This window comes from Variovorax dokdonensis, assembly GCF_030316895.1.
Lineage (GTDB): Bacteria > Pseudomonadota > Gammaproteobacteria > Burkholderiales > Burkholderiaceae_C > Variovorax > Variovorax dokdonensis.
The window spans coordinates 726148-750600 of sequence record NZ_JASZYV010000002.1; the positions used below are offsets into that span (position 1 = coordinate 726148).

Annotated in this window: 23 protein-coding genes and 1 riboswitch; of the genes, 21 read left to right on the top strand and 2 right to left on the bottom strand. The window is 66.0% G+C overall.

Annotated features, from left to right (window positions below; genetic code table 11):
• The first annotated feature begins 26 nt into the window (after positions 1 to 26).
• Complete coding sequence (locus tag QTH91_RS11885) at positions 27 to 623, top strand: 2-hydroxychromene-2-carboxylate isomerase (RefSeq protein ID WP_286660282.1); 597 nt, start codon at positions 27 to 29, stop codon at positions 621 to 623.
• A gap of 43 nt (positions 624 to 666) precedes the next feature.
• Positions 667 to 1431 carry an enoyl-CoA hydratase gene (locus QTH91_RS11890; RefSeq protein ID WP_286660283.1) on the top strand — a complete coding sequence of 255 codons (765 nt, stop codon included), beginning with the start codon at positions 667 to 669 and terminating at the stop codon, positions 1429 to 1431.
• Positions 1432 to 1446: 15 nt separating this feature from the next.
• Here the strand turns inward: QTH91_RS11890 and QTH91_RS11895 are convergent, their stop codons facing one another.
• Complete coding sequence (locus tag QTH91_RS11895; protein ID WP_286660284.1) at positions 1447 to 1875, bottom strand: acyl-CoA thioesterase; 429 nt, start codon at positions 1873 to 1875, stop codon at positions 1447 to 1449.
• A gap of 41 nt (positions 1876 to 1916) precedes the next feature.
• On the opposite strand from QTH91_RS11895, the gene QTH91_RS11900 reads away from it, so the two are divergent.
• From QTH91_RS11900 to QTH91_RS11985, 18 genes are all read left to right on the top strand, one after another.
• Positions 1917 to 3773 (top strand): ABCB family ABC transporter ATP-binding protein/permease, encoded by a 1857-nt coding sequence (locus tag QTH91_RS11900; RefSeq protein ID WP_286660285.1) that lies wholly within the window; start codon positions 1917 to 1919, stop codon positions 3771 to 3773.
• Position 3774: 1 nt separating this feature from the next.
• Entirely contained in the window at positions 3775 to 4137 is a 363-nt protein-coding gene (locus QTH91_RS11905) for a hypothetical protein (RefSeq protein ID WP_286660286.1), read from the top strand.
• A gap of 25 nt (positions 4138 to 4162) precedes the next feature.
• A complete protein-coding gene (locus QTH91_RS11910; RefSeq protein ID WP_286660287.1) occupies positions 4163 to 5101 on the top strand; it encodes a 2-hydroxyacid dehydrogenase in 939 nt (312 codons plus the stop codon).
• 186 nt (positions 5102 to 5287) lie between these two features.
• Positions 5288 to 5407, top strand: a riboswitch (glycine riboswitch).
• A gap of 225 nt (positions 5408 to 5632) precedes the next feature.
• Positions 5633 to 7207 carry an ABC transporter substrate-binding protein gene (locus QTH91_RS11915; RefSeq protein WP_368389464.1) on the top strand — a complete coding sequence of 525 codons (1575 nt, stop codon included), beginning with the start codon at positions 5633 to 5635 and terminating at the stop codon, positions 7205 to 7207.
• Positions 7208 to 7223: 16 nt separating this feature from the next.
• Positions 7224 to 8165: an ABC transporter permease gene (locus QTH91_RS11920; RefSeq protein ID WP_286660288.1), complete on the top strand. Its 942-nt coding sequence runs from the start codon at positions 7224 to 7226 to the stop codon at positions 8163 to 8165.
• 44 nt (positions 8166 to 8209) lie between these two features.
• Positions 8210 to 9157 carry an ABC transporter permease gene (locus QTH91_RS11925; RefSeq protein ID WP_286660289.1) on the top strand — a complete coding sequence of 316 codons (948 nt, stop codon included), beginning with the start codon at positions 8210 to 8212 and terminating at the stop codon, positions 9155 to 9157.
• Between the two features lie 7 nt (positions 9158 to 9164).
• Positions 9165 to 10811: a dipeptide ABC transporter ATP-binding protein gene (locus QTH91_RS11930; protein ID WP_286660290.1), complete on the top strand. Its 1647-nt coding sequence runs from the start codon at positions 9165 to 9167 to the stop codon at positions 10809 to 10811.
• Between the two features lie 52 nt (positions 10812 to 10863).
• Positions 10864 to 12366: a M81 family metallopeptidase gene (locus QTH91_RS11935; RefSeq protein ID WP_286660291.1), complete on the top strand. Its 1503-nt coding sequence runs from the start codon at positions 10864 to 10866 to the stop codon at positions 12364 to 12366.
• Between the two features lie 52 nt (positions 12367 to 12418).
• Positions 12419 to 13612: a M20 aminoacylase family protein gene (locus QTH91_RS11940; RefSeq protein WP_286660292.1), complete on the top strand. Its 1194-nt coding sequence runs from the start codon at positions 12419 to 12421 to the stop codon at positions 13610 to 13612.
• A 113-nt stretch (positions 13613 to 13725) separates the two neighbouring features.
• Positions 13726 to 14184: a MarR family winged helix-turn-helix transcriptional regulator gene (locus tag QTH91_RS11945; protein ID WP_286660293.1), complete on the top strand. Its 459-nt coding sequence runs from the start codon at positions 13726 to 13728 to the stop codon at positions 14182 to 14184.
• A 33-nt stretch (positions 14185 to 14217) separates the two neighbouring features.
• The gene (locus tag QTH91_RS11950; protein WP_286660294.1) at positions 14218 to 15174 is read left to right on the top strand and encodes a LysR substrate-binding domain-containing protein; all 957 of its coding nucleotides are present in this window, start codon (positions 14218 to 14220) and stop codon (positions 15172 to 15174) included.
• A gap of 145 nt (positions 15175 to 15319) precedes the next feature.
• Positions 15320 to 16762, top strand: coding sequence for an aspartate ammonia-lyase (locus QTH91_RS11955; protein WP_286660295.1), 1443 nt, complete (start codon positions 15320 to 15322; stop codon positions 16760 to 16762).
• 173 nt (positions 16763 to 16935) lie between these two features.
• Complete coding sequence (locus tag QTH91_RS11960) at positions 16936 to 17832, top strand: transporter substrate-binding domain-containing protein (protein WP_286660296.1); 897 nt, start codon at positions 16936 to 16938, stop codon at positions 17830 to 17832.
• Positions 17833 to 17917: 85 nt separating this feature from the next.
• Positions 17918 to 18673 (top strand): amino acid ABC transporter permease, encoded by a 756-nt coding sequence (locus tag QTH91_RS11965; RefSeq protein WP_286660297.1) that lies wholly within the window; start codon positions 17918 to 17920, stop codon positions 18671 to 18673.
• A gap of 1 nt (position 18674) precedes the next feature.
• Positions 18675 to 19343: an amino acid ABC transporter permease gene (locus QTH91_RS11970; RefSeq protein ID WP_286660298.1), complete on the top strand. Its 669-nt coding sequence runs from the start codon at positions 18675 to 18677 to the stop codon at positions 19341 to 19343.
• 30 nt (positions 19344 to 19373) lie between these two features.
• Complete coding sequence (locus QTH91_RS11975) at positions 19374 to 20111, top strand: amino acid ABC transporter ATP-binding protein (RefSeq protein WP_286660651.1); 738 nt, start codon at positions 19374 to 19376, stop codon at positions 20109 to 20111.
• Between the two features lie 155 nt (positions 20112 to 20266).
• Positions 20267 to 21328, top strand: coding sequence for a hypothetical protein (locus QTH91_RS11980; RefSeq protein ID WP_286660299.1), 1062 nt, complete (start codon positions 20267 to 20269; stop codon positions 21326 to 21328).
• A 15-nt stretch (positions 21329 to 21343) separates the two neighbouring features.
• Positions 21344 to 22429, top strand: coding sequence for a TAXI family TRAP transporter solute-binding subunit (locus QTH91_RS11985; protein WP_286660300.1), 1086 nt, complete (start codon positions 21344 to 21346; stop codon positions 22427 to 22429).
• Positions 22430 to 22465: 36 nt separating this feature from the next.
• Here QTH91_RS11985 and QTH91_RS11990 read toward each other — a convergent pair whose 3' ends face one another.
• The gene (locus QTH91_RS11990) at positions 22466 to 23380 is read right to left on the bottom strand and encodes a LysR family transcriptional regulator (protein WP_286660301.1); all 915 of its coding nucleotides are present in this window, start codon (positions 23378 to 23380) and stop codon (positions 22466 to 22468) included.
• Between the two features lie 185 nt (positions 23381 to 23565).
• Here QTH91_RS11990 and QTH91_RS11995 point away from each other — a divergent pair, with 185 nt between their 5' ends.
• Positions 23566 to 24441: an alpha/beta hydrolase gene (locus QTH91_RS11995; protein ID WP_286660302.1), complete on the top strand. Its 876-nt coding sequence runs from the start codon at positions 23566 to 23568 to the stop codon at positions 24439 to 24441.
• Positions 24442 to 24453 lie beyond the last annotated feature (12 nt).

A 24453-nucleotide genomic window follows, 5' to 3' on the forward strand; every position in this document is an offset into this window, starting at 1 on the left:
GAAGCCACGCACAAGGAGACGCCCCCGTGACGAACAAGACCGTCGAGTTTTTCTTCGACTTCGGCAGCCCCGCCGCCTACCTGGCCTATACCCAGATGCCGCGCATCGCGCAGGAGACGGGCGCCGAGCTGGTGTGGCGTCCGTTTCTGCTGGGCGGCGTGTTCCAGGCGACGGGCAATCGCTCGCCGGTGGAGGTGCCCGCCAAGGGTGTCTACATGATCAACGACCTGATGCGATACGCCGCCCGTTATGGCGTGACGCACAGGCACAACCCGCACTTCCCGATCAACACGCTGATGCTCATGCGTGGCGCCATCGGGCTTCAGATGCACGCGCCCGACCTGTTCGAGCGGTATGTGGACGCCATCTTCCGCGCCATGTGGATCGACGGCCGCAACATGAACGATCCTGCCACCGTGGGTGCCGTGCTGCAGGAGGCCGGCCTCGATGCCGGCAAGCTGTTGGCGCTCACCGCGCAGCCGGACGTCAAGGACCGGCTCAAGGCCGTCACGCAGGAGGCGATCGAGCGTGGCGCGTTCGGTGCGCCGACCATGTTCGTGGGCGACCAGATGTTCTGGGGGCAGGACCGCCTGGACTTCGTGCGCGAGGCGCTGGCCGCCTGAAGCTTCCATTTCCATTCAACACATTGACCAAGAGAACCGCACCATGAGCGACATCCTCGTCCATACCGAAGGCGGCGTGAGCACGCTGACCTTCAATCGCCTGGAGAAGAAGAACTCCATCACCTCGGCCATGTACGCCGCCATGGCGGACGCCGTGGAGCAGGCCAGCGCCGACGCCACGGTGCGGGTGCTCCTGATCCAGGGCGATGCCACCATCTTCAGCGCCGGCAATGACCTGGGCGACTTTCTGAATGCGCCGCCGGGCGGCCAGGACTCGCCGGTGTTCCGCTTCATGCGCGCGCTGTCCACCTTTCCCAAGCCAGTGGTGGCGGCGGTGTGCGGTCCGGCGGTGGGCATCGGCACGACGCTGTTGTTCCACTGCGACCTGGTCGTCGCCGGCGACAACGCCGCCTTCTCCATGCCTTTCGTGAACCTCGGTCTGTGCCCGGAATTCGGCTCCAGCATGCTGGTGCCCCAGATGTTCGGCTATCACCGAGCGGCCGAGGCGCTGCTGCTGGGCGAGCCCTTCATGGCCGAGGCGGCGCAAGAGGTCGGTCTGGTCAACCGCGTGGTGCCGCCCACCGAATGCAATGCGATCGCCGCGACCCTGGCAGGCCGGCTCGCTGCCAAGCCATTGTCGGCATTGGTCGAAACCAAGCGCCTGCTGCGCAAGTCCCAGCTGGCGCAGTTGCCCGAGCGGATCGCCGAAGAAGGCGATAGCTTCCGCCGCATGCTTCGCGAGCCAGCGGCCCGCGAAGCCTTCACCGCCTTCATGGAAAAGCGCAAGCCCGACTTCAGCAAGGTCTGACGCCGGCGCGCCCGGTCATTCCTTCGGCAAGGCTCTCGGCTTGCCGTTGTCGTCGATGGCCACGTAGGTCAGGGTGGCTTCGGTCACCTTGACGAACTCGCCCTGCGCCATGATGCGTTCGGCGAACACCTCGACCTTCACCGTGACCGACGTGCGGCCCACGCGGGTGACGGACGCATAGAAGGAAAGCAGGTCGCCGACCTTCACCGGCTGCTTGAAGATGAACTCGTTGACGGCCACCGTGGCCATGCGGCCCTTGGTGTAGCGCGCCGGAATCACCGAACCGGCGAGGTCGACCTGCGCCATCACCCAGCCGCCGAAGATGTCGCCGTTGCCGTTGGTGTCGCCAGGCATCGGGATGACCTTGAGCACCAGTTCCATGTCGGCCGGCAAACTGCGCAATGGGGGTGTCGGCGGCACGCCGGGGCTGGTTTCGATGGACATGGGCACAATCCCGGGCAAACAAGTTCCCACGATTGTCTCTCATGCGTCGCAGCGGCGAAGCTCTTGCATCCTCTCCTCACGCGGGCGTCGCGGCGCCCGCATCCGGCCCGCGTTCAGACGCCGCCACCCTGTCGCGCCTGTTCCCCTATCTGTGGCGCTACAAGTGGCGGGTGATCGCCGCGCTGGCTTTCATGGTGGTCGCCAAGGTGGCCAACGTGGGCGTGCCCATCCTGCTCAAGCACCTGGTGGACGCCATGACGCTCAAGCCGGGCGATCCGCGGGCGCTGCTCGTGGTGCCGGCGGCGCTGCTGCTGGGCTACGGGCTGCTGCGCTTTTCCACCTCGCTCTTTACCGAGCTTCGCGAACTGGTGTTCGCCAAGGCGACGGAGGGTGCCTCGCGCAGCATTGCGCTGGAGGTGTTCCGGCACCTGCACAGCCTCAGCCTGCGCTTTCACCTGGAGCGCCAGACGGGCGGCCTGACGCGCGACATCGAGCGCGGCACGCAGGCCGTGCACTCGCTCATCTCGTACTCGCTCTACAGCATCGTGCCCACGCTGATCGAGCTGACCCTGGTGCTGACCATCCTGGCTGCCAAATTCGATCCATGGTTTGCGGTCATTACCGGCTTGGCGCTGGTCATCTACATCTTCTTCACCGTCACGGTGACGGAGTGGCGCACCACCTTCCGGCGCACCATGAACGAGCTGGGATCGCGCGCGCAGAGCCGGGCCATCGATTCGCTGTTGAACTACGAGACGGTCAAGTACTTCAACAACGAAGATTTCGAGGCCCGCCGCTACGACGAGAACCTGGAGCGCTACCGCCGCGCGGCGATCAAGAGCCAGACCACGCTGTCGATGCTCAACACCGGCCAGCAGTTGCTCATTGCCGTGAGCCTGGTGGCGATGCTGTGGCGCGCCACGCAGGGCGTGGTGGACGGGCGCATGACATTGGGCGACCTGGTCATGGTCAACGCCTTCATGATCCAGCTCTACATCCCGCTCAACTTCCTGGGCGTGCTCTACCGCGAGATCAAGCAGAACCTGACCGACCTGGACCGGATGTTCGCGTTGATGGAGCGCGAGCGCGAGATCGCCGACGCGCCCGGCGCTCGTCCCCTGATGCTGCCGGACGGAGACGCGACGGTGCGCTTCGAGCACGTGGCCTTCGCCTACGAGCCGGCCCGCACCATTCTGCACGGCGTGAGCTTTGAGGTTCCCAGCGGCAAGACGGTGGCGGTGGTCGGCCCCTCGGGCTCGGGCAAGTCGACGCTGGCGCGCCTGCTGTACCGCTTCTATGACGTGCAGCAGGGCCGCATCACCATCGGTGGGCAGGACACGCGGGACGTCACGCAGGCCAGCCTGCGCCAAGCCATCGGCATCGTCCCCCAGGACACGGTGCTGTTCAACGACACCATCGAATACAACATTGCCTACGGTCGCCCCGGCGCCTCGCACGAAGAAGTGGTGGCAGCGGCGCAGGCGGCGCGCATCCACGACTTCATCGTGTCCACGCCTCAGGGCTACGAGACGATGGTGGGCGAGCGCGGGCTGAAGCTGTCGGGCGGGGAAAAGCAGCGCGTGGCCATCGCGCGCACGCTGCTCAAGAACCCGCCGGTGCTGATCTTCGACGAAGCGACCTCGGCGCTGGACTCGGCCAACGAGCGCGCGATCCAGGCCGAACTGCGCAGGGCAGCCCAGGGCAAGACCACGCTGGTGATTGCGCACCGCCTGTCGACCGTGGTGGACGCGCACGAGATCCTGGTGCTGGACAACGGTGTCATCATCGAGCGCGGCACCCATGCCCAGTTGCTCGAGCGCGGTGCGCGCTACGCCCAGATGTGGGCGCTGCAGCGCAGTGCGGAAGCTGAACCCACCAACGAAATCGTCGGAAAGTGACATGAGCCCATCGCCCAGTCCGCAGGCGTTTGCCGATTACGTGAGCCACGAGGACTTTCAGGCCGGAATGGCCGCCGGTCGCATGCGGGTGATCATCAACCCCAAGCTGGCGCGGCGATTCGTCTCCCAGCGCCTTCTGCTCATGGTGTTCCTGCTGCCGTTGATCGGCGTCGGCGTCGTGCTCGCCCTGGCGGGCAAGCTGTGGCTGGGCGGCGGCATGGTGGCGCTGGGCGTGATCATCAACCGCGCACTGATGTACCAGGCTGGCAAGATCGCCCTGCACCTGGCCCTGCGCGATCCCAACGCCTACGACGCGGCGACCCAGAACGGCGTGATGGAAGTGCGCCCGCTGGATGTCGCGTAGCCTTCCTTGCCTTGTTTCTTCAACGATGAACGATCGAATTCCCCTTCTGGTCCTCAACAGCCTGCTGCCTGAGCATCAAGCCCAGATCGGCGCGCAGTACGAACTGATCTACGCCATCACGCCGCAGGCGCGCGCCGAGGCGGTTGCCACGCACGGCGCTCGCATCCGCGTGGTGCTCACCATCGGCGTGGTCGGCCTGACTGCGGCCGAGGTTGACGCCATGCCGGCCCTGGAACTCGTGTGCTGCATGGGGGCGGGCTACGAGGGCCTGCCGCTGGAGATGCTCAAGCAGCGCGGCATCGCCACGGCCAATGGCGCCGGGACGAACGACGACTGCGTGGCCGACCACGCGTTCGGCCTCATCATCGGCATCATCCGCGGCATGCGCACGCTGGACGCGCAATGCCGCGCCGGCATCTGGCGCGAGGAAATTCCGCAGCCGCCCAACGTGTCGGGCAAGAAGCTGGGCATCTTCGGTCTGGGCACCATCGGTCAGAAGATCGCCAAGCGCGCGGGTGGCTTCGACATGCCGGTGGGCTACCACAATCGCAAGCCGAAGGAGGGCGTGCAGTACCGCTACGCCGGCAGCCTGATCGAGCTGGCCAAGTGGTGCGACGTGCTGGTCTGCGCCACGCCGGGCGGCCCTGCAACGCGCCACGCGGTGAACGCGCAGGTGCTGGACGCTTTGGGGCCGCGCGGCTATCTGATCAACATCTCGCGCGGAAGCGTGGTCGACACCGATGCGCTGGCCGCGGCCCTGCGCGACAGGCGCATCGCCGGCGCCGGCCTCGACGTGTACGAAAGCGAGCCGCACCGGCCGGAGGCATTGATCGGCCTGGACAACCTGCTGATCACGCCGCACATGGCCGGCTGGTCGCCCGAAGCCACGCAGGCGAGCGTGGATCGCTTCATGGCCAATGCCGCGGGCCACTTCGCTGGCTTGGGCGTCGTCTCGCCGATCTGATCGCACAAGGCAGGGCCCAAGCGCACGGGCCTGCGCTTGACGACATGGCGCGCCATGCGCCGCCTTCCGCTGGCACGCATGTTGCAAAACACTCTGCGCATCCAGGAGAAATGCACCGTCGCCGTTCCGGCCTGGTGCATTACCGAAGGCGAGTTCCCACGAACGCTCAGGTTCCAGGACTGGATGCATCTGCACGCTGGAGAGCGTCATCGCCCATAGGCGGATGACCGCCGAAGGGGCAAGCCGCTTGGTGCACGACGCACCGAGCTGGTGAATCTCTCAGGCAAAAAGGACAGCGCCGGGATCAACTTTCTTCGCATTGCCTTGCGAAGACCCGTCCGCGTGCCTTTCCAGAAATCACTTTCCTTTCAAGTCCGTCAGCGTCAACCCCGGGTTCGTCCCATTGGGCACGATTGCTGCTTTACGGCAAACTAGTTGCAAACGACAACAGTTGCTGCTGAAGATCAAAGTGTTTCAGGCTGTTGCCTGATCTTCGTTTTTTCCCTTTCCAGACCTTCAAGGAGTTTGCCTGTGCTGTTCAAGAAGACCCTTCTTTCCATGATGCTCGGTGGTGCGTTGGCGCTGGGCGCCCAGGCGCAAGCCGAATCGGTGCTGCGCGTCGTGCCGCAAAGCGACCTGAAGATCCTCGATCCCATCTGGACCACCGCGTTCATCACGCGCGACTTCGGCTACTCGGTCTACGACACCTTGTTCGGCGTGGACATGAAGGGCAACGTCCAGCCGCAGATGGTGGGCGAGTACAAGTCCAGCGACGACGGCAAGGTCTGGACCTTCACGCTGCGCGACGGCCTGGCTTTCCACGACGGCACGCCCGTTACCTCGAACGACGTCATTCCCTCGGTCAAGCGCTGGGGCCAGCGCGATGCACTCGGCCAGCGCATGATGGCCGCGCTGGACAGCTTCACGGCCAAGGACGACAAGACCTTCGTCATGACCTTCAAGGAGCCCTTCCCGATGGTGCTGCAGGCGCTGTCCAAGCCCTCGTCGAACCCGCCGTTCATCATGCCCAAGGCATCCGCCGAGACGCCGGCGGACCAGCAGGTCAAGGGCACCATCGGCTCCGGCCCCTTCGTCTTCAAGGCCGATGAGTACCGGCCCGGCGAGCGCATCGTGTTCGTCAAGAACACCAAGTACGTGCCGCGCAAGGAGCCGGCGGACGGCACTGCGGGCGGCAAGGTGGTCAACGTCGACCGCATGGAATGGGTGGTGCAGAACGACCCGCAGACGGCCGCCAATTCGCTGTCCAACGGCGAGGTCGACATGATCGAGTTCCTGCCGCCCGAGCAGTACAAGAGCCTGGCCGAGAATCCCAAGGTCGTGGTGGACAGCCAGGTGCCCGCGGGCTCCTATGCGCTGCACCTGAACCGCCTGGTGCCGCCGTTCAACAACACCAAGATCGCGCAGGCCGCCTTGATGGCCATCAACCAGGAAGCGCTGATGCGCGCCGGGATGAACCACAAGGAGCTCTACAACGCCAACACATCGGTCTATCCCACCGGCTCGCCGTATCACGACACGGCCCACACCTCGTACTTCACCGGTAAGCCCCAGTTCGAGAAGGCCAAGGCCTTGCTGAAGGAGGCGGGCTACAAGGGCGAGCCGATCGTGCTCATGAACCCCAGCACCTTCCCGGTGCTCAACAAGTTCCCGGCCGTCATGGCTGCGCTGCTGCGCCAGGCTGGCTTCACGGTCGACCTGCAATCGATGGACTGGCCGACGCTGGTCACCCGACGCGCACTGAAGGTCCCGGCCGACCAGGGCGGATGGAACGCCTTCATCACCGGTTGGTTCTACGCCGACAACTTCAACCCGATGTACTACGCGCCCATGACCGGCAACGGCGAGAAGGGGTGGTTCGGCTGGACCACGGACGAGAAGCTCGAGCAGCTCAAGGCCGACTTCATGAAAGCCGCCACCGATGCCGACCGCAAGAAGATCGCGACGGCCATCCAGGAACGGTCGTACGACGCGGCGGGCTTCGCGCCGATCGGCGAATACAAGCCGCTGCTTGCCTATCGCAAGGACGCGGTGACGGGCCTGGTCAAGTCGCCCGTCAATGTCTACTGGGGCCTGAAGAAGAACTGACCACCGGGGCATCGCCATGTTTGCTTTTCTGCTTCGACGCCTCGTCGCCACGCTGCCCGTTCTGATCGTCGTGGCGCTCATCGTCTTCCTGATGACGCGGCTGGCGCCCGGCGATCCGGCCGCCGTCATCCTGGGCGACAACGCCAGCGCCGAGAACGTTGCCAAGGTTCGTGCCAACCTGGGCCTCGACCAGGCCATGCCCGTGCAGTTCGCGCGCTGGGGCTGGAAGGTGTTGCAGGGCAACCTGGGCGAGTCCTACTTCATGAAGATCCCGGTCACTCAGCTGATCGCCCAGCGCATCGAGCCCACGGTGTCGCTGGCGGCGCTGACGCTGGTGTTCACGCTGGTGCTGGCCATTCCGCTGGGGGTGCTGGCCGCATGGCGCCATGGCGGCTGGCTCGACCGCATGCTCATGGGCTTCTCGTCGCTGGGCTTCTCGATTCCCATCTTCGTCGTCGGCTACGTGCTGATCTGGCTCTTTGCGCTCAAGCTGCAGTGGCTGCCGGTGCAAGGCTACGACCGCATTGCCGACGGCCTCTGGCCCTGGCTCAGCCACCTGTTGCTGCCGGCGCTGGCGCTGTCGGTGATCTACATCGCACTCATCGCCCGTGTCACCCGCGCCTCGGTGGCGGAGGCCATGACCGAGGACTACATCCGCACGGCACGCGCCAAGGGCATCGGCGAGAGACAGGTGCTGGTGCGCCACGCGCTGGCCAACGCTGCGGTGCCCATCGTCACGGTGATCGGGATCGGCATCGCGCTGCTCATCGGCGGCGTGGTGGTCACCGAGTCGGTCTTCAACATTCCCGGGCTGGGCAGCCTGACGGTGGACGCCGTGCTCTCGCGCGACTTTCCGTTGATCCAGGGCATCACCCTGTTCTTCTCGGTGATCTACGTGCTGATCAACCTGCTGGTGGACATCAGCTACCTCGTGTTCGACCCACGCATCAGGTACTGATGACCACCGACCCGCAACAAGCAAAGCATGACGGGATGACCTCGATGTCTGAATCTTTGACTCTCGACAGCGGCCCGGCGGCCGAAGCCGAAGCGGCGCCGCCGCCGCGAAAGCGCCGTACCTTGCTCTCCAAGGTGCTGTCCAACTGGTCGGTGCGACTGGGCGGCGGCTTCCTGGCGTTGCTCATGCTGATGGCGCTGGCTGCGCCTTGGCTGGGCACCATCGATCCGACCGAAATGGATCCGGCCAGCGGCAATCTGCTGCCCGGCACGTTCGGCGAATTCAACAGCCTGAGCGGCGAGACCTTCCAGCACCTGTTCGTCATGGGCACCGACAGCCTGGGGCGTGACATCTGGAGCCGCGTGGTCTATGGCGCCCGCGTCTCGCTGGTGGTCGGCGTGGCGGTGGCGGCGATCACGCTGGTCTTCGGCCTTTCGATCGGACTGGTGGCGGGCTACTTCCGTCGGCTGGATGGCGTGATCATGCGGCTCATGGATGGCGTGATGGCCATTCCGGGCATCCTCTTCGCGGTGAGCCTGGTCGCGATGTTCGGCGGCAGCATGACCACCGTGATCCTGGCCATTGCCGTGCCGGAGATTCCGCGCGTGGCCAGGTTGGTGCGCTCGGTGGTGCTGAGCGTGCGCGAGGAGCCCTACGTGGAAGCGGCCGTCGCGCTCGACACGCCCACGTGGAAGATCATGCTGCGGCACATCCTGCCGAACGCGGTGGCCCCGCTGGTCATCCAGGCCACTTACGTCTGCGCCTCCGCCATCCTGGTGGAAGCCATTCTTTCCTTCCTGGGCGTGGGCTTGCCAGCCGAGACCGCGACGTGGGGAAACATCATGGCCGAGGGGCGGGCGCAGTTCAACCAGTATCCGCACAACGTGCTGTTCCCTGGCGCGCTGCTGGCCTTGACGGTGCTGTCCATCAACGTGCTGGGTGACGGCTTGCGCGATGCGCTCGACCCCAAGTTCAACAAGCGAGGCGAGTAGGCCGACCATGAACGCAAACCTCAATGCCAACGCGGCCCAGGTGCACGACCCCGTCCTGGCGGTGAGCAACCTGGCCATATCGCTGCCGCGCGGCGGCGACCGTCCGTATGCGGTGCAGAACATCTCGTTCGAGGTGCGCCCCGGAAAGATCGTGTGCCTGCTGGGCGAATCCGGCTCCGGCAAGTCGGTCATCGCGAGCGCGGTGATGGGGCTTCTGCCAGAGGGCCTGGCGCCCACCGCCGGTTCCATCCAACTGCTGGGGCGCGAGCTCGTGGGCGCACCGCAGACGGAGTTCCGCGCGCTGCGTGGGCCCGCGATGTCGATGGTCTTCCAGGAGCCGATGACCGCCCTCAACCCGGTCATGACCTGCGGCGAGCAGATCGACGAGATGCTGGCCCAGCACGTCACGCTCGACCGCGCGCAGCGTCGGCGCATGATCCTGGAGATCATGCAGCGGGTGCGACTGCCGGATCCGGAACGCATCTTTGCGGCGTACCCGCACCAGCTCTCGGGCGGGCAACGCCAGCGCATCGTGATCGCCATTGCGCTCATCCTCAAGCCGGCACTGCTCATCTGCGACGAACCGACGACGGCGCTGGACGTGACGACGCAGGCGGAGATCCTCGGCCTCATCCGCGAACTGCAAAACGACAGCGGCACGGCCGTTCTGTTCATCACCCACGACTTCGGCGTCGTGGCCGAGATCGCCGACGAAGTGGTCGTGCTGGAGCTGGGAAAGATGATCGAACGCGGCCCAGCGCGTACCGTGCTCACCCAGCCGACCCAGCCGTACACGCGGATGCTGCTGGATGCCGTGCCTGAACTGGCGCCGCACAACCGGCCGCCGATCACCGATACCTTCCCGCTGCTCGACGCGCGCAACATCGTCAAGACCTACGTGAGCGGCAGCTGGCCCGGCAAACGGCGCGAGGTCCAGGCCGTCAAGGAAGCCACCCTGGTCGTGCGTCCGAGGGAGACGGTCGGCATTGTGGGTGAATCGGGCTCCGGCAAGTCGACGCTGGCACGCTGTATCGCACGGCTGATCGAGCCGACGGGCGGCGAGATCCACGCCAACGGCCGTTCGGTGGCGCACCTGCGCGGGCGCGGCCTGTCGCCGTTTCGCCGCGATGTGCAGGTGATCTTCCAGGACCCGTACCGCTCGCTCAACCCGCGCCAGACGGTGGGCGCATCGATCATCGAAGGCCCGCTCAACTTCGGCGTGCCACGCGAACAGGCCTGGAAGCGGGCAGAAGAGCTGATGCGCCTCGTGCGGCTCAAGCCCGAGGTGCTGCACCGCTACCCGAGCGAGTTTTCGGGCGGACAGCGCCAGCGCATCTCCATCGCACGCGCCCTGGCATGCGAGCCCAAGGTGCTCATTGCGGACGAGGCGGTGTCTGCCCTCGATGTGTCGGTGCAGGCGCAGATCCTGAGGCTGCTCGACGAGATCCAGCAGACCACGGGCGTCGGCATTCTGTTCATCACGCACGACCTGCGGGTGGCCAGCCAGATCTGCGACCGCGTGATCGTCATGCAGCACGGGCGCATCGTCGAGCAGGGCAGTGCGCACGAGGTGCTGCTGTCGCCTCGCGAGGACTACACACGCGCGCTTCTGGCCGCGGCGCCCGGCCAGGGCTTTGCATTCGGGCGCGGGTGAACCGCCTGCGTCCCGAGCGTCATTTCATTCGCGTCTCAAAAGAGAACAACCCATGAGAATCTTCGTTGCCGGTTTCCAGCATGAAACCAACACCTTCGCGCCGACCAAGGCCGACTGGGCCGCCTTCGAGGCCGGTTCGGGCTTTCCGCCTTACCGCCGCGGCCCTGTGATCGTCGAGGCCTACCGAGGCCGCGGCATTCCCATCGGCGGCTTCATCGATCTGGCGGACGAGCGCGGCTGGTCGCTGGTGGGCTCGGTCTGGGCGGGGGCCAATCCGTCGGCACACGTCACCGAAGACGCGTTCGAGCGCATCGCCCGCGAGATGATCGAAGACCTGCAGGCGGCGCGCGCCAACGGCGGCGTCGATGCCGTCTACCTGGACCTGCACGGCGCCGCCGTGACCGAGCACCTGGAAGATCCGGAAGGCGAACTGCTCGCGCGCATCCGTGCCGTGGTCGGCCCGGAGGTGCCCATCGTCGCCAGCCTGGACCTGCACGCCAACGTGACGGCGCAGATGCTGGCGCAGGCCGACGGGCTTGCCGCCTACCGCACGTACCCGCACGTCGACATGGCCGATACCGGCCGCCTGGCCGGTCGCTTGCTCGAGCGGCGCCTGGCGCGTGGCGAGCGCGAGCCCATCGCCATCCGGCGCTTGTCCTTCCTGCTGTCGCTCAACGCGCAGTGCACGATGATGGCGCCGGCCGACGCCGTCTACGACGAACTCAAGGCGCTCGACACCCGCCACGATGGCGTCCTGAACTTCGCCATGGGATTCCCGGCTGCCGACATTGCCGAATGCGGTCCGGTCATCTGGGGCTATGGCGATGGCGCCGAGGTGGCGGTCGATGCCCTGTTCGCGCGCGTCGACCAGCCGCGCGACCAATGGCGACTGGACCTGCGCAGCCCCGAGGCTGCCGTTCGCGAGGCGCTTTCCGTGGCGGCCACGACCGACAGGCCGGTGGTCATCGCGGACACGCAGGACAACCCCGGCGCCGGCGGCGACGCCAACACGACCGGCATGCTCCACGCGCTGCTCGCCCTGGAGGCGGGTGCGCGCTACCCCGGCAAGGTGGCGCTGGGCGTGATGGCCGATGCGGAAGTTGCCGCGCAGGCCCATGCGGCCGGCGTCGGCGCGAGCATCGACATCACGCTGGGCGAATCGGTGCCCACCTGGGGTGGGCAATTCAGCGATGCGCCGGTCAAGGCCACCGCCATCGTGCGCCAGTTGTCGGACGGCAAGGTCACGCTCAAGGGCCCGATGGGCATGGGCGGCACCGTCACCCTGGGCCCCAGCGCCTGCCTGGACATCCAGGGCGTGCTGGTGGCCGTGTCCAGCCTCAAGACCCAGATGCTGGATCGCGAGTTCTTCCGCTTCGTCGGCATCGAGCCCGAGCAGATGAAGTTGCTGGTCAACAAGAGCTCGGTGCATTTCCGCGCCGACTTCGCCCCCATCGCCAGCCACATCCTGGTGGCCAAAGCCGCGGGTCCCATGGCCGCGGACCCGGCGGACCTGCCGTGGACTCGCCTGCCCGCCACGATGGCGCTGCGCCCCTGATTCGCCGGCCCAGCCATTTCAGCCAACCACCCGTTCAAAACCGATCATCAAGATGCCCAAGAGTGCCGAAACCTATCTGAACTACATGCGCGAGCACGGCAAGGAATTCCTGACCGTGCGCCACACGATCCACCAGAACCCCGAGATGGGGTTCGAGGAACACCAGACCAGCGCGCTGGTGGCCGAGCGCCTTGCGGCGTGGGGCTACGACGTGCATCGCGGCCTGGGCGGTACCGGCGTGGTCGGGCAGCTCAAGCGCGGCAACGGCGCGCGCAAGATCGGCCTGCGCGCGGACATGGACGCGCTGCCCATCGAGGAGAAAACCGGCCTGGCCTACCGCAGCAACCGGCCCGGGATCATGCACGCCTGCGGCCACGACGGCCACACCGCCATGCTGCTGGGCGCGGCCAAGTATCTGGCCGAGCAGGGCGACTTCTCCGGCACGCTCAACCTGATCTTCCAGCCGGCCGAGGAAGGCCTGGGCGGCGCGGTCCGCATGATGGAAGACGGCCTGTTCGAGAAATTCCCTTGCGACTCGATCTACGCCATGCACAACGCCCCCGGGCGGCCGCAGGGCGAACTGCTGTTTCGCACCGGCTCGGCGATGGCATCGTCCGACTACGCGACCGTCACGCTGCACGGCGTGGGCGGGCACGGCGCCATGCCGCATCACGCCAAGGACCCGATCGTTGCGGCAGCCAGCATCGTGATGGCGTTGCAGACGATCGTCGCGCGCAATGTCGATCCATTGGAAATGGCCATCATCACCGTCGGCGCGATCCACGCCGGCCAGGCCAACAACGTCATTCCGCAGACGGCTACGCTGGAAATCAGCATGCGCGCGCTGCAGCGAGAGACGCGGGTGCTGCTGGAGCAGCGGCTCAAGGCGGTGGTGGCGGCCCAGGCCGAAAGCTACGGCGTGCGCGGCGAGATCGACTTCCGGCCCGGCTACGCGGTGCTGGTCAACACGCCGGACGAAACCGAGTTCGCCCGCAACGTCGCCCGCGCCCTGGTGGGCGACGCGCACGTGGTGGCGCAGGCGCCCGCCGTGCCAGCCAGCGAAGACTTCGCATTCATGCTGGAAAAGCGGCCGGGCTGCTACCTCAACATCGGCAATGGCCGGGGCGAAGAGCACGGCGCCTGCATGGTCCACAACCCGGGGTACGACTTCAACGACGGCAACCTGCCCATCGGGGCGGCGTACTGGGCCATGCTGACGGAAACGTACCTGGTCGACGGGCAATGAAGATCGGCGGTGAGAGCAAACATGGAGGCAACGGTCGTCGACGCCTGCTATCGTTGTCTGCGCATTCGGTGAGGCGAGACTCACCGCCATCTTCACTCATCGGGGGTCTTCGCTTGTCTCGGCCGGCCATCGACTATCTGACCTTTCGCCTCGACGTCCTGAACGAACAGGCCAAGCGCATCTCTTCCGTCGCCTACGAAGAGGCTCGCGGCGTGACCGTGCGCGACCTGCGCGTCCTTCGCCTGGCCTATGCCCACCCCGGCATCACGCAGTCGCAGGTGGTGGAGGCGGCGTACCTGGAAAAGACACTCGTCTCCAAGCTCGTCACCTCGCTGGTCAAGCGAGGCCTGATTCGCCGGGAGATCGGCGAGGAAGATGCGCGCTGGGTGCGGCTTTTCCTGACCCCTGAAGGCCGCGAGACCGTTCAGCACTGCAACCGCATGGGGCGAAAGATGCAGAACCTCTGGTTGGCCGAACTCGCGCCCGAAGAGATCGAGGCGTTCGAGCGCACCCTGGCCGTGCTGACCGACCGGGTCGGCAAGATCGATCTGCAACGCAAGCGCAAGGCCTGAGAAAGGTCGGCGCGGATCGCCATAATCCGCGCGATGGAAACCAAGTGGCTTGAGGATTTCGTCAGCCTGGCCGAGACGCGCAGCTTCAGCCGCTCGGCCCAGCTTCGGCACGTGACCCAGCCGGCGTTTTCGCGTCGCATCCAGGCGCTCGAAGCCTGGGCCGGCACCGACCTGGTGGACCGCAGCTCCTACCCCACGCGTCTGACCGCCGCCGGGCAGACGCTGTACCCGCAGGCCATCGAGACCCTGCAGGGCCTGCACACGGCCCGGGCCATGCTGCGCGGTCATGCCTCTGCCGGGCATGACGTGATCGAATTTGCCGTGCCGCACACGCTGGCCTTCACGTTCTTTCCCTCCTGGGTCTCGCGGCTGCGCCAGGGCTTCGGCCCCATCAAGAGCAGACTGCTCGCGCTGAACGTCCACGATGCGGTGCATCGGCTGATGGAGGGCGGCTGCGACCTGCTCATCGTCTACCACCATCCCGCACTGCCGCTGGAGCTGGACACCAACCGCTACGAGATGGTCACCCTGGGCCACGAGGTCGTGGCGCCTTGGGTGAAGCCGGATGCCGATGGTGCGCCTCGTTTCTGCCTGCCGGGCAGCCTGGGCCGCCCCTTGCCCTACCTGGCCTATTCGCCGGACGCCTACCTCAGCCGCATCGTCGACCAGTTGCTGCACGCCGCCCCGCAAGCCATGCACCTCGATCGTGTCTACGAGACCGACATGGCGGAAAGCCTCAAGGCGATGGCCATGGAGGGGCACGGCATTGCCTTCCTGCCCTTCAGCTCGGTGCGCAAGGAGGTCAAGTCCCGAACGCTGGTGAGCGCCTTGCCACCGGAAATCGATCGGCTGGAAGCCTCGATGGAAATTCGCGCCTACCGCCAACGGCCGTCGGCAGCCGCCTTGGCGGGCGAGCCGTCGCAACCCAAGCATGCGGCGGCCGCGCTCTGGGACTACCTGGTGGCCATGCCACCCGACGCCGTCACCTGAACGGCAAACGGCCTGCTGGTTTGTGCACTGCACAAACTATGCATGGTCTGCATGAACATTGGGCATTGGCCTGTCTGGCGGGCCGCGTCTACAGTCCCGCCCACTCTTCGTCGCCATCCCAAAGGGCCTCCGCGCCCCAACCATCATGGATTCCAATTTCAGGACCGAACACGACTTCCTGGGCGAGCGGCAGATTCCTGCCAGCGCCTACTGGGGCGTTCACACTGCCCGCGCCATCGAGAACTTTCCCATCTCAGGGACCCCGATATCGGCCATGCCCGACCTGATCCGGGCCCTGGGTTTCGTCAAGAAGGCGGCTGCCCGCGCCAATGCCGAACTGGGCGTGATCGGCGTGGCGCACTGCAGGGCCATCGAAGCCGCCTGCGACGAACTCATCGCCGGGCGCCATCTGGAGCAGTTCGTGGTCGACGTGATCCAGGGCGGTGCCGGAACGTCGACCAACATGAACGCCAACGAGGTGATCTGCAACCTGGCCCTCGAAAAGCTGGGCCAGCCCAAGGGCCGCTATGACGTGCTGCATCCCAACGACCACGTCAACGCCTCGCAGAGCACCAACGACGTCTACCCGACGGCGGTGCGCCTTGCGTTGTGGTTCGCCATCGTGGCGCTGCTCGAAGCCATGGCGCAGCTGCGCGGCGCCTTCGAGGCCAAGGCAGCGGAATTCGCCGACATCCTGAAGATCGGCCGCACCCAGCTGCAGGATGCCGTGCCCATGACGCTCGGCCAGGAGTTCCAGACCTACGCGGTGATGATTGGCGAGGACGAGGCGCGCCTGAGCGAAGCCAGGGCATTGATCGAGGAGATCAACCTGGGCGCCACCGCCATCGGCACCGGCATCAACGCGCCCGAGGGCTATGCCGCGCTGGCCTGCCGCCATCTGGCCGAGGACAGCGGCGTGCCGCTCAAGCCGGCGGTCAACCTGGTCGAGGCCACGCAGGACACCGGCGCATTCGTGCAGCTGTCGGGCGTGCTCAAGCGGGTGGCGGCCAAGCTCAGCAAGACCTGCAACGACCTGCGCCTGCTTTCCAGCGGGCCGCAGGCGGGCTTCGGCGAGATTCGCCTGCCGGCGCGGCAGGCTGGCTCTTCGATCATGCCCGGCAAGGTGAATCCGGTGATTCCGGAGGTGATGAACCAGGTCGCCTTCGAGGTGATCGGCAACGACGTGACGGTGACCATGGCGTCGGAGGCGGGGCAGTTGCAGCTCAATGCCTTCGAGCCCATCATGGGTTGGAGCCTGTTCAAGAGCATCGACCACCTCGCGCGCGCCTGCCAGACGCTTCGGGTCAACTGCGTGGAAGGCATCGAGGCCAACCGCGATTTCCTCGCCAGGCGGGTGCGCGAGTCGGTGACCCTGGTGACCGCCCTGAACCCCATCATCGGCTACGAGAAGGCGGCCTTGATCGCCAAGACTGCCCTGGCCACCGGCGGGGGCATCGACGAAGTGGCCGAATCGCTGGGCATCATGACCCGCGCGGAGATGGAGGCCCTTCTGGTTCCCGAGACGCTCACGCGGCCCGTGCGGCTGTCGGCGGGCAAGAAAGACGGTGCGGGCACAAAGGGTGCTTGAAGAAGGCACCACCGCGGGCAGGCCGCATCGGCCAGCGCACCGTCCCGGAGCGAGTCCGGAGCAGGTCTGCGCCAACCGGGTGCCGCACGCACCGGGTTGGTCCCGTGGCACAAGGCAAATGCTTGACTAGAATTTGCTCTCTCGTTTCCATACGTAACCTAGGAGTCACCCGCATGAAGAAACAACTCGTCGCACTCGCCGTCGTCGCGCTTGCCACCGGCAGCGCCATGGCGCAGGCGAACGACACGCTCGCCAAGATCAAGGCCAGCGGCACCATCGCACTGGGCGTGCGGGATTCGTCCGCTCTGTCCTATACCCTGGGCAACGGCAAGTACGTGGGCTTCCACACCGAAATGGGCGAGCGCATCGTCGACGACCTGAGCAAGGCCGTGGGCAAGAAGCTCAGCGTCAACTACGTGCTGGTGACCTCGCAGAACCGCATCCCGCTGGTGCAAAACGGCACCGTGGACCTCGAATGCGGCTCCACCACGAACAACGCCACCCGCGCCAAGGATGTCGAGTTCGCCTACAACACCTACATGGAAGTGGTGCGAATCGCCGTCAAGGCCAATTCCGGCATCAAGGACCTGAAGGACCTGAGCGGCAAGACCGTGGCCACCACCACCGGCACCACGTCCGTCCAGATCCTGCGCAAGAACGAGCGCGCCCAGGGCATCGACTTCAAGGAAGTCATGGGCAAGGACCACTCCGACAGCTTCCTGCTGCTCGAATCGGGCCGTGCCGACGCTTTCGTGATGGACGCCTCCATCTTGGCCAAGAACATCTCGACGGCCAAGAACCCCAAGGACTTCGCCATCGTCGGTCCCGAGTTGTCGGTCGAGCCCATCGCCTGCATGATGCGCAAGGACGACCCGGCCTTCGCCAAGGCGGTCAACGAGAGCATCGCCCGTCAGATGAAGGACGGCTCGCTCGCCAAGCTGTACGACAAGTGGATGGTCCAGCCCGTGCCGCCGAACAACGTCGCACTGGGCCTGCCGCTGTCCGAAGCCACCAAGGCTGCCTGGGCCAATCCGAACAACAAGCCGGCGGAAGACTTTGCCAAGAAGTGATTTGGCATGATTGAATGACAAGCGCCCGCTTCCAGGCGGGCGTTTGTCTATCCGGCAACAACACAACAACAGCGAGGAGCCTGAGATGGCATGGGATTGGCAGGTCTTCTGCAAGGACACGATCGACGGTGAAATCGTGCCCGGCTGCTTCGGCACCGGCGACGCCTACACCTATCTGAACTGGATGATGTCGGCCTGGGGCTGGACGGTTTCGGTGTCGCTTTGCGCGCTGGCGCTGGCGCTCATCGTGGGCTCCATCATCGGCATCATCCGCACGCTGCCCGACAACCCCTGGCTGGTTCGCCTGGGCAATGTCTGGGTCGAGCTTTTCCGCAACGTTCCATTGCTGGTCCAGATCTTCCTCTGGTATCACGTCGTGCCGTCGTTGTTCCCCGTCATGCGCGATTTCCCGCCTTTCATCCTCGTGGTGATCGCGCTGGGCCTGTTCACGTCGGCGCGCATCGCCGAGCAGGTGCGCTCGGGCATCCAGGCGCTGCCCAAGGGCCAGCGCTACGCGGGCATGGCGATGGGCTTTACCACGCCGCAGTACTACCGCTACGTCATCCTGCCGATGGCCTACCGGATCATCCTGCCGCCGCTCACGTCCGAATCCATGAACATCTTCAAGAACTCGTCGGTGGCCTTCGCGGTGTCGATCGCGGAGCTGACGCAGTTCTATCTGCAGGCGGGCGAGGAAACCTCGCGCAACATGGAGATCTACATCGGCGTGGTGCTGCTGTACATCTTCTCCGCGCTGGTGATCAACCGCATCATGGCCTTCATCGAGAAGAGGTCGCGCGTGCCGGGCTTTGTCGCTGCCGGTACCGGAGGAGGCCACTGACATGACGAACCTTGATTTTTCCTTCTACAACTGGGACCTCGTCACCAGTTTCATCCTCAAGGGCTTCTACTTCAGCCTGTTCCTCACGGCGGTGGCCACGGCCGGCGGCGTGTTCTTCGGCACCCTGCTGGCGCTGATGCGCCTGTCGGGCAAGAAGTGGCTGGACATCCCGGCCGCCATCTACGTCAACGGCATGCGGTCCATCCCGTTGGTGATGGTGATCCTGGGTTTCTTCCTGATCGTGCCCTACATCATCGGGCGGCCCATCGGCGCGGAATACTCGGCCATCATCACCTTCATCGCCTTCGAGGCGGCCTACTTCAGCGAGATCATGCGCGCGGGCATCCAGTCGATCCCGCGCGGCCAGGTCTTCGCCGGGCAGGCAGTGGGCATGACCTACAAGCAGAACATGACGCTGGTCATCCTGCCGCAGGCCTTCCGCAACATGCTGCCGGTGCTGCTCACGCAGACCATCATCCTTTTCCAGGACACGTCGCTGGTGTACGCCATCGGCGCCTACGACCTGCTCAAGGGCTTCGAGACCGCCGGCAAGAACATGGGCCGACCGGTCGAGTCGTACCTGCTTGCGGCCGTCGTCTACTTTGTCATCTGCTTTGCTCTGTCTTGGCTGGTCAAGCGCCTGCACAAGAAGATCGCCATCATCCGTTGACCGAACCGAGGTACAGCCATGTCTGACTCCATGATCGATATCAAGAACGTTTCCAAGTGGTATGGCCCGGTCCAGGTGCTCAACGACTGCAACGTGAGCATCAACAAGGGCGACGTCGTCGTCGTGTGCGGCCCGTCGGGTTCGGGCAAGTCCACGCTCATCAAGACCGTGAACGCGCTGGAGCCCATCCAGAAGGGCGACATCGTCGTCAACGGCATCCATGTCAACAATCCCAAGACCGACCTGCCCAAGCTGCGCTCCAAGGTGGGCATGGTGTTCCAGCACTTCGAGCTCTTTCCGCACCTGTCGGTCACCGAGAACCTGACCATCGCGCAGGTGAAGGTGCTTGGCCGCTCGCTCGACGAAGCCAAGACGCGCGGCCTGAAGATGCTCGATCGCGTCGGCCTCATGGCCCACAAGGACAAGTTTCCCGGCCAGTTGTCGGGTGGCCAGCAGCAGCGCGTGGCGATCGCCCGGGCGCTGAGCATGGACCCGATCGTCATGCTGTTCGACGAGCCGACGTCCGCGCTCGATCCCGAGATGGTGGGCGAGGTGCTCGACGTGATGGTCGGCCTGGCCAATGAAGGCATGACCATGATGGTCGTGACGCACGAGATGGGCTTTGCCCGCAAGGTGGCCAATCGCGTGATCTTCATCGACGTGGGTGGGCGCATCCTGGAAGATTGCTCCAAGGAAGAGTTCTTCGGCCATCCCGAGAACCGCCAGGCGCGCACCAAGGACTTCCTGAACAAGATCCTGCAGCACTGATCCTTCGCCGATCGGCCTTTCCGAAGCGCCCCGCCTTGGCGGGGCGCTCTGCTTTTGGCGTATGCCAAGGCGACAGTGTTCTCTGAGCATCCGCAGGTTCACAATGAACTCAAGCCTGGGGTGTCCAGGCATCGCTCCTGCTCCAAGACGAACCTGTGGACTTCTCCGACACGCAGTCCCTGGTGCCCTGCAGGCATTGCGCCGAGCTGCTGCAGGATGGGGATCGCTTTTGCCGTTTTTGCGGCCTCGACCAGTGGGACGGCGAAGTCATCGACGTGAGCATTCCCGCCAGGCTCGACGCCCGGTTGCCGATGCTCGGCAAGTCCGCCCTCGCGACCGGCACGGCCCTGGGTCGGCCGATGGCCCGCCAGCGAATGATCGAGCGCCCACCCCCCGCATCCGACGTGCCCGAGAGGTGGGAGCGCAACGGGCGCAGCGGCAGCCCGGTGATGATGGGCATTGCCATGCTCCTGCTGCTGCTGTTCGGCGTGATGCTGGTCTACGACCTCTATGCGGAGCGCCAGCGCGATGCCGAGCGACTGACGCAGCTTGGGGAGCAGGTGGAGCAGATGCAGCGTGCCCTCGACCAGGGCGAATTGGGCGCTGTCGAGCGGATCATGAGAAGCCTGGGGGACGCCGCCAGCGCCGACCCGCGCGTCGCCGCGCTCAAGAGCACCCTCCGGCAACAGCAAGAGGCTATGCGGGCGCCAGTGGAAGAGGTCGCCGTGCCGACCCCTCCCGCCCGGACGCCTGCGCGCGCCGATCGCTCGCAACAGGCGGCAGTGCCACCTGACCCGGCTCCGACGCCCGCGCCGACGCCGACTCCAGCGCCGACGCTCGCTCCGGCGGCGACGGCGACCCCCACGCCGAAGCCGACGCCCACGCCAATACAACCCGCCCTGGCGGAAGTCGCGCCGGCGGGCGTCACGGTGCCAGCCCCTGCGCCATCGCTTGCCGGGAACGATGCTCCAGCGAGCCCCGCGAGCCCCGCGACCTCCCCGAGCCTTACGAGCCCCGCCCCTGCGATCGTCGCGCCTGCCCCGGACCTCGCGCCGTCGATCGCCCAAGCTGAAAGTGCCCCGGCCCCGGCCGCGGCCCCGGCACCGGCAGACACCGCGCCCGCTCCGATTTCCGATGCAGCAACCAGCGCCGCGCCCACCCCCGCACCTGGCTGCAGCGATGCGCTTGCCGCCATGTCCTTGTGCGTCCAACCCTGAGCAGGAGAGCGTCCCATGACGATCCGATCCCTCTTCGCGTGCATCGGCCTGGCCATGCTGATGTCGATGCATGGCGCGGCCGCCCAACCGGCGCAATACAAGATCGTCACCGCATCGCCGAGCGGTACCTACATCCAGATCGGCCGCGACCTTGCCAAATGGGTCGCGGCGCCCGCGGACATCGAGCTGGAGGTGCTCGAATCCAAGGGCTCCGCGGAGAACGTGCGGCGCATGCGCTTCGAGCCCGGCGTCAAGCTGGCGCTGGTGCAGTCCGACGTGTTCCAGGCCTACCTGGACGAGGCGAAGACGGGCAACGCCGAAGCGGGCAACATCATCCGGCCGCTGCGGCTCATCCTTCCCCTTTACGACGAGGAGATCTATTTCGTCGTGCGCGCCGATTCGCTGATGACCGGCATCCACGAAATCAAGAACAAGAAGATCGGCGTGGGCCCCTTGGGCAGCGGCACGGCGCTGACCTCGCGCACGCTCTATCAATTGATGTTCCAGGAGCCGTTGCCCGAAGGCAGCGCCCAGTACCTGACGAACGAGGAGGCGCTGGCCAAGCTGACGGTCGACAAGACCATCGACGTGGCGATCATCGTGGCCGGCCAACCGGCCAAGCTGTTCACCGACATGAAGCCCGAGGCCCGCAAATACATCAAGCTGCTCAAGCTCGACGAAGGGGTGCCCGAGGCCGCGCGGGCGCGCAAGACCTACTTTCCGGCCACCATCCGCTCGGCCAGCTATGCGTCATGGCTCGAAAGCGATGTGCCCACCTGGTCGGTCAAGGCCTACCTCGTCACCTACGACTACGGCCTGAAGGCCACCGTCGGCCATCTGAGCCGCTTTGCCGAATCGCTGTGCAGCAACTTCGACAAGCTGCAGGCGAGCGGCCATCCCAAGTGGAAACAGGTGAAGTTGGAACTGCCCTCGCTTGGGCAGGGCTGGCGCTACTACCCGCCGGTGGAAAAGAAGCTGCGCGCCTGCATCGCGGCCAGCGCCATGCCTGCGGCGAGCCCCGCCGGCTCCGTGGGCGTGCCCGGTGCGCCGGTGCGTCCCTGTACCGAGCAGGAACTGGTGCTGGGCATCTGCCGGCGTTGATGCGCGAGGGCGCTCTGCCGCCACCGCGCCGCGCCACTAGCGCCCCTGCAGGTGCGGGTGCTCCGAAAAAAGCTGCGCCGCCCAGTCGACGAAGGCGCGCACCTTGGGGCTCAGATGCCGGTTGGGCGGATAGACCACGTACATCGGCAGCGGGTCGCAGGTCCACTCGGGCAGCACCTGGACCAGTTCGCCGCGCTCCAGGTGCGGCGCCGCCTGGAAGGTGACGCACTGCGAGATGCCGAAGCCCGCCAGCACCGACGAGAAGTGCGCGTTGGCCTCGTTCACGGCCACCCGGTAGGTCACCATGATCTCCAGCTCCTCGTCGTCCTTCCTGAACTGCAGCGGATACGGCCCGCGCGAACGCTGCGTGAAGTAGGCCACCACGTGATGGCGCTTTTCCAGCTCGCTGGGGTGCTGCGGCATGCCGTAGCGCTTGATGTAGTCCGGCGAGGCCACCGTCACGAAGGGCAGCGTGCCGATGCGCCGCGCCACCAGCGACTGGTCCTTGAGCTGGCCCACGCGGATCACGCAGTCCACGTTTTCGCCCAGCAGGTCCACCGGCCGATCGGTCACGCCCATGTCGACCTGGATCTCGGGGTACAGGTCGCAGAATTCCTTGAGCCGCGGAATGACAAGAAGCTGCGCCGTGGAAGAGCCGATGTCGATCCGCAGTTGGCCCTTGGGGCTGGACTGCGCGTTGGTCATGCTCGACTCCAGCTCGTCGAAGTCGCTCAGCAGTCGGGCGGCGCGCTCGTAGTAGGCCGCACCGTCCGGCGTGACCGACACGCGGCGCGTGGTGCGGTTGAGCAGCTTGGAGCGCACCCGCTCTTCCAGCGATTGGATCTGCTTGGTCACCGTGCCCTTGGGCAGGTTCAGCGACTCCGCGGCGCGGGTGAAGTTGCCGGATTCGACGACACGCACGAATGTGCGCATGGCAAGGATGGGGTCCATGCTTTGTGCTTCTCCTCATGGCCCGGCAGTGCCGGGGAGCGGGATTCTCACATGCAGCCAAGCCGCGATTGTTCGTCCATCGGAAACAGACTTGCGTGTGCAGGGGCACTTCCGACAAAAGCCCCAGGGCCTAATATCGGAACCATCAACACGCATTCCCCCATGCCGAACTACAAGGTCTAGCCATGTCGCCCCGAACGCCCGCCACCGCCACCGACGACCGCATCGCGTCGTCCGCCAACCCCTCGCAGGAGCTGGGGGAAGGCGAGCGCGAGATGGAGGTCAAGCTGCCGGGCCACGAGCCTGTGCTGGTGCGCCTGTACGGCGAGCGCAAGGCCGCCGGTGGGCCGCTGGTGCTGCATTTCCATGGCGGCACCTTTGCTTGCGGCGACCTGGACGATGGCCGCATGGTGGCCCGTCTTCTGGCGGAAAGCGGCGCGGTGGTTGCCTCGCTGGCCTATCCGCAAAAGCCCTTCCCGGAGCCCATCGAGGTGGGCTACGACATGCTGGCCTGGCTCTACAAGAGCCGCGTGAAGCTGGCGGGCAAGGATTCGCACATGTACCTGGCGGGCGAGGAAGCCGGCGGCAACCTCGCGGCGGCGGTGGCGATGATCGCCCGCGACCGTGGCCATCCGCCGCTGGCCGGGCAGCTCCTGCTGTCGCCCATGCTCGATCCGTGCACCGGCTCGGCATCCCTGCGCGAGGCGCGTGATGCGGATGCCGACTCGCCTTGCAAATGGGCCGCCGGCTGGGCCAAGTACCTCGGCAAGCTGGCCGATGCGATGCACCCCTATGCGGTGCCCGGTACGTCGCTGCGCCTGTCGCGCCTGGCGCCCACGCTGGTGATGGTGGGCCAGGACGATGCGCTGCGCGACGAGGGGCTGGCCTATGCCCATCGACTTCGCAGTGCCGGCAATGCGGTGACCGAGGTCGTGCTGCCCAGCTCCGCCGGCTGGGAAGATTCGCTGGCCCAGGGCGCCAGCGGCGAATGTCCCTGTGGTCTGGCCGTGAAGCAGCATCTGCGCACATTCCTCAGCGCAGCGCCGCCTCCGGCCGACTGAGCGCCGCGGCGA

Bases quoted from the DNA above. Each gene is read 5' to 3' on its own strand.
- QTH91_RS11990 (WP_286660301.1), bottom strand. From the start codon at position 23,380: ATGGACCCCATCCTTGCCATGCGCACATTCGTGCGTGTCGTCGAATCC.
- QTH91_RS11920 (WP_286660288.1), top strand. From the start codon at position 7,224: ATGTTTGCTTTTCTGCTTCGACGCCTCGTCGCCACGCTGCCCGTTCTG.
- QTH91_RS11930 (WP_286660290.1), top strand. From the start codon at position 9,165: ATGAACGCAAACCTCAATGCCAACGCGGCCCAGGTGCACGACCCCGTC.
- QTH91_RS11960 (WP_286660296.1), top strand. From the start codon at position 16,936: ATGAAGAAACAACTCGTCGCACTCGCCGTCGTCGCGCTTGCCACCGGC.
- QTH91_RS11925 (WP_286660289.1), top strand. From the start codon at position 8,210: ATGTCTGAATCTTTGACTCTCGACAGCGGCCCGGCGGCCGAAGCCGAA.
- QTH91_RS11900 (WP_286660285.1), top strand. From the start codon at position 1,917: ATGCGTCGCAGCGGCGAAGCTCTTGCATCCTCTCCTCACGCGGGCGTC.
- QTH91_RS11910 (WP_286660287.1), top strand. From the start codon at position 4,163: ATGAACGATCGAATTCCCCTTCTGGTCCTCAACAGCCTGCTGCCTGAG.
- QTH91_RS11975 (WP_286660651.1), top strand. From the start codon at position 19,374: ATGATCGATATCAAGAACGTTTCCAAGTGGTATGGCCCGGTCCAGGTG.
- QTH91_RS11950 (WP_286660294.1), top strand. From the start codon at position 14,218: ATGGAAACCAAGTGGCTTGAGGATTTCGTCAGCCTGGCCGAGACGCGC.
- QTH91_RS11940 (WP_286660292.1), top strand. From the start codon at position 12,419: ATGCCCAAGAGTGCCGAAACCTATCTGAACTACATGCGCGAGCACGGC.
- QTH91_RS11970 (WP_286660298.1), top strand. From the start codon at position 18,675: ATGACGAACCTTGATTTTTCCTTCTACAACTGGGACCTCGTCACCAGT.
- QTH91_RS11965 (WP_286660297.1), top strand. From the start codon at position 17,918: ATGGCATGGGATTGGCAGGTCTTCTGCAAGGACACGATCGACGGTGAA.
- QTH91_RS11995 (WP_286660302.1), top strand. From the start codon at position 23,566: ATGTCGCCCCGAACGCCCGCCACCGCCACCGACGACCGCATCGCGTCG.
- QTH91_RS11905 (WP_286660286.1), top strand. From the start codon at position 3,775: ATGAGCCCATCGCCCAGTCCGCAGGCGTTTGCCGATTACGTGAGCCAC.
- QTH91_RS11985 (WP_286660300.1), top strand. From the start codon at position 21,344: ATGACGATCCGATCCCTCTTCGCGTGCATCGGCCTGGCCATGCTGATG.
- QTH91_RS11935 (WP_286660291.1), top strand. From the start codon at position 10,864: ATGAGAATCTTCGTTGCCGGTTTCCAGCATGAAACCAACACCTTCGCG.
- QTH91_RS11895 (WP_286660284.1), bottom strand. From the start codon at position 1,875: ATGTCCATCGAAACCAGCCCCGGCGTGCCGCCGACACCCCCATTGCGC.
- QTH91_RS11890 (WP_286660283.1), top strand. From the start codon at position 667: ATGAGCGACATCCTCGTCCATACCGAAGGCGGCGTGAGCACGCTGACC.
- QTH91_RS11955 (WP_286660295.1), top strand. From the start codon at position 15,320: ATGGATTCCAATTTCAGGACCGAACACGACTTCCTGGGCGAGCGGCAG.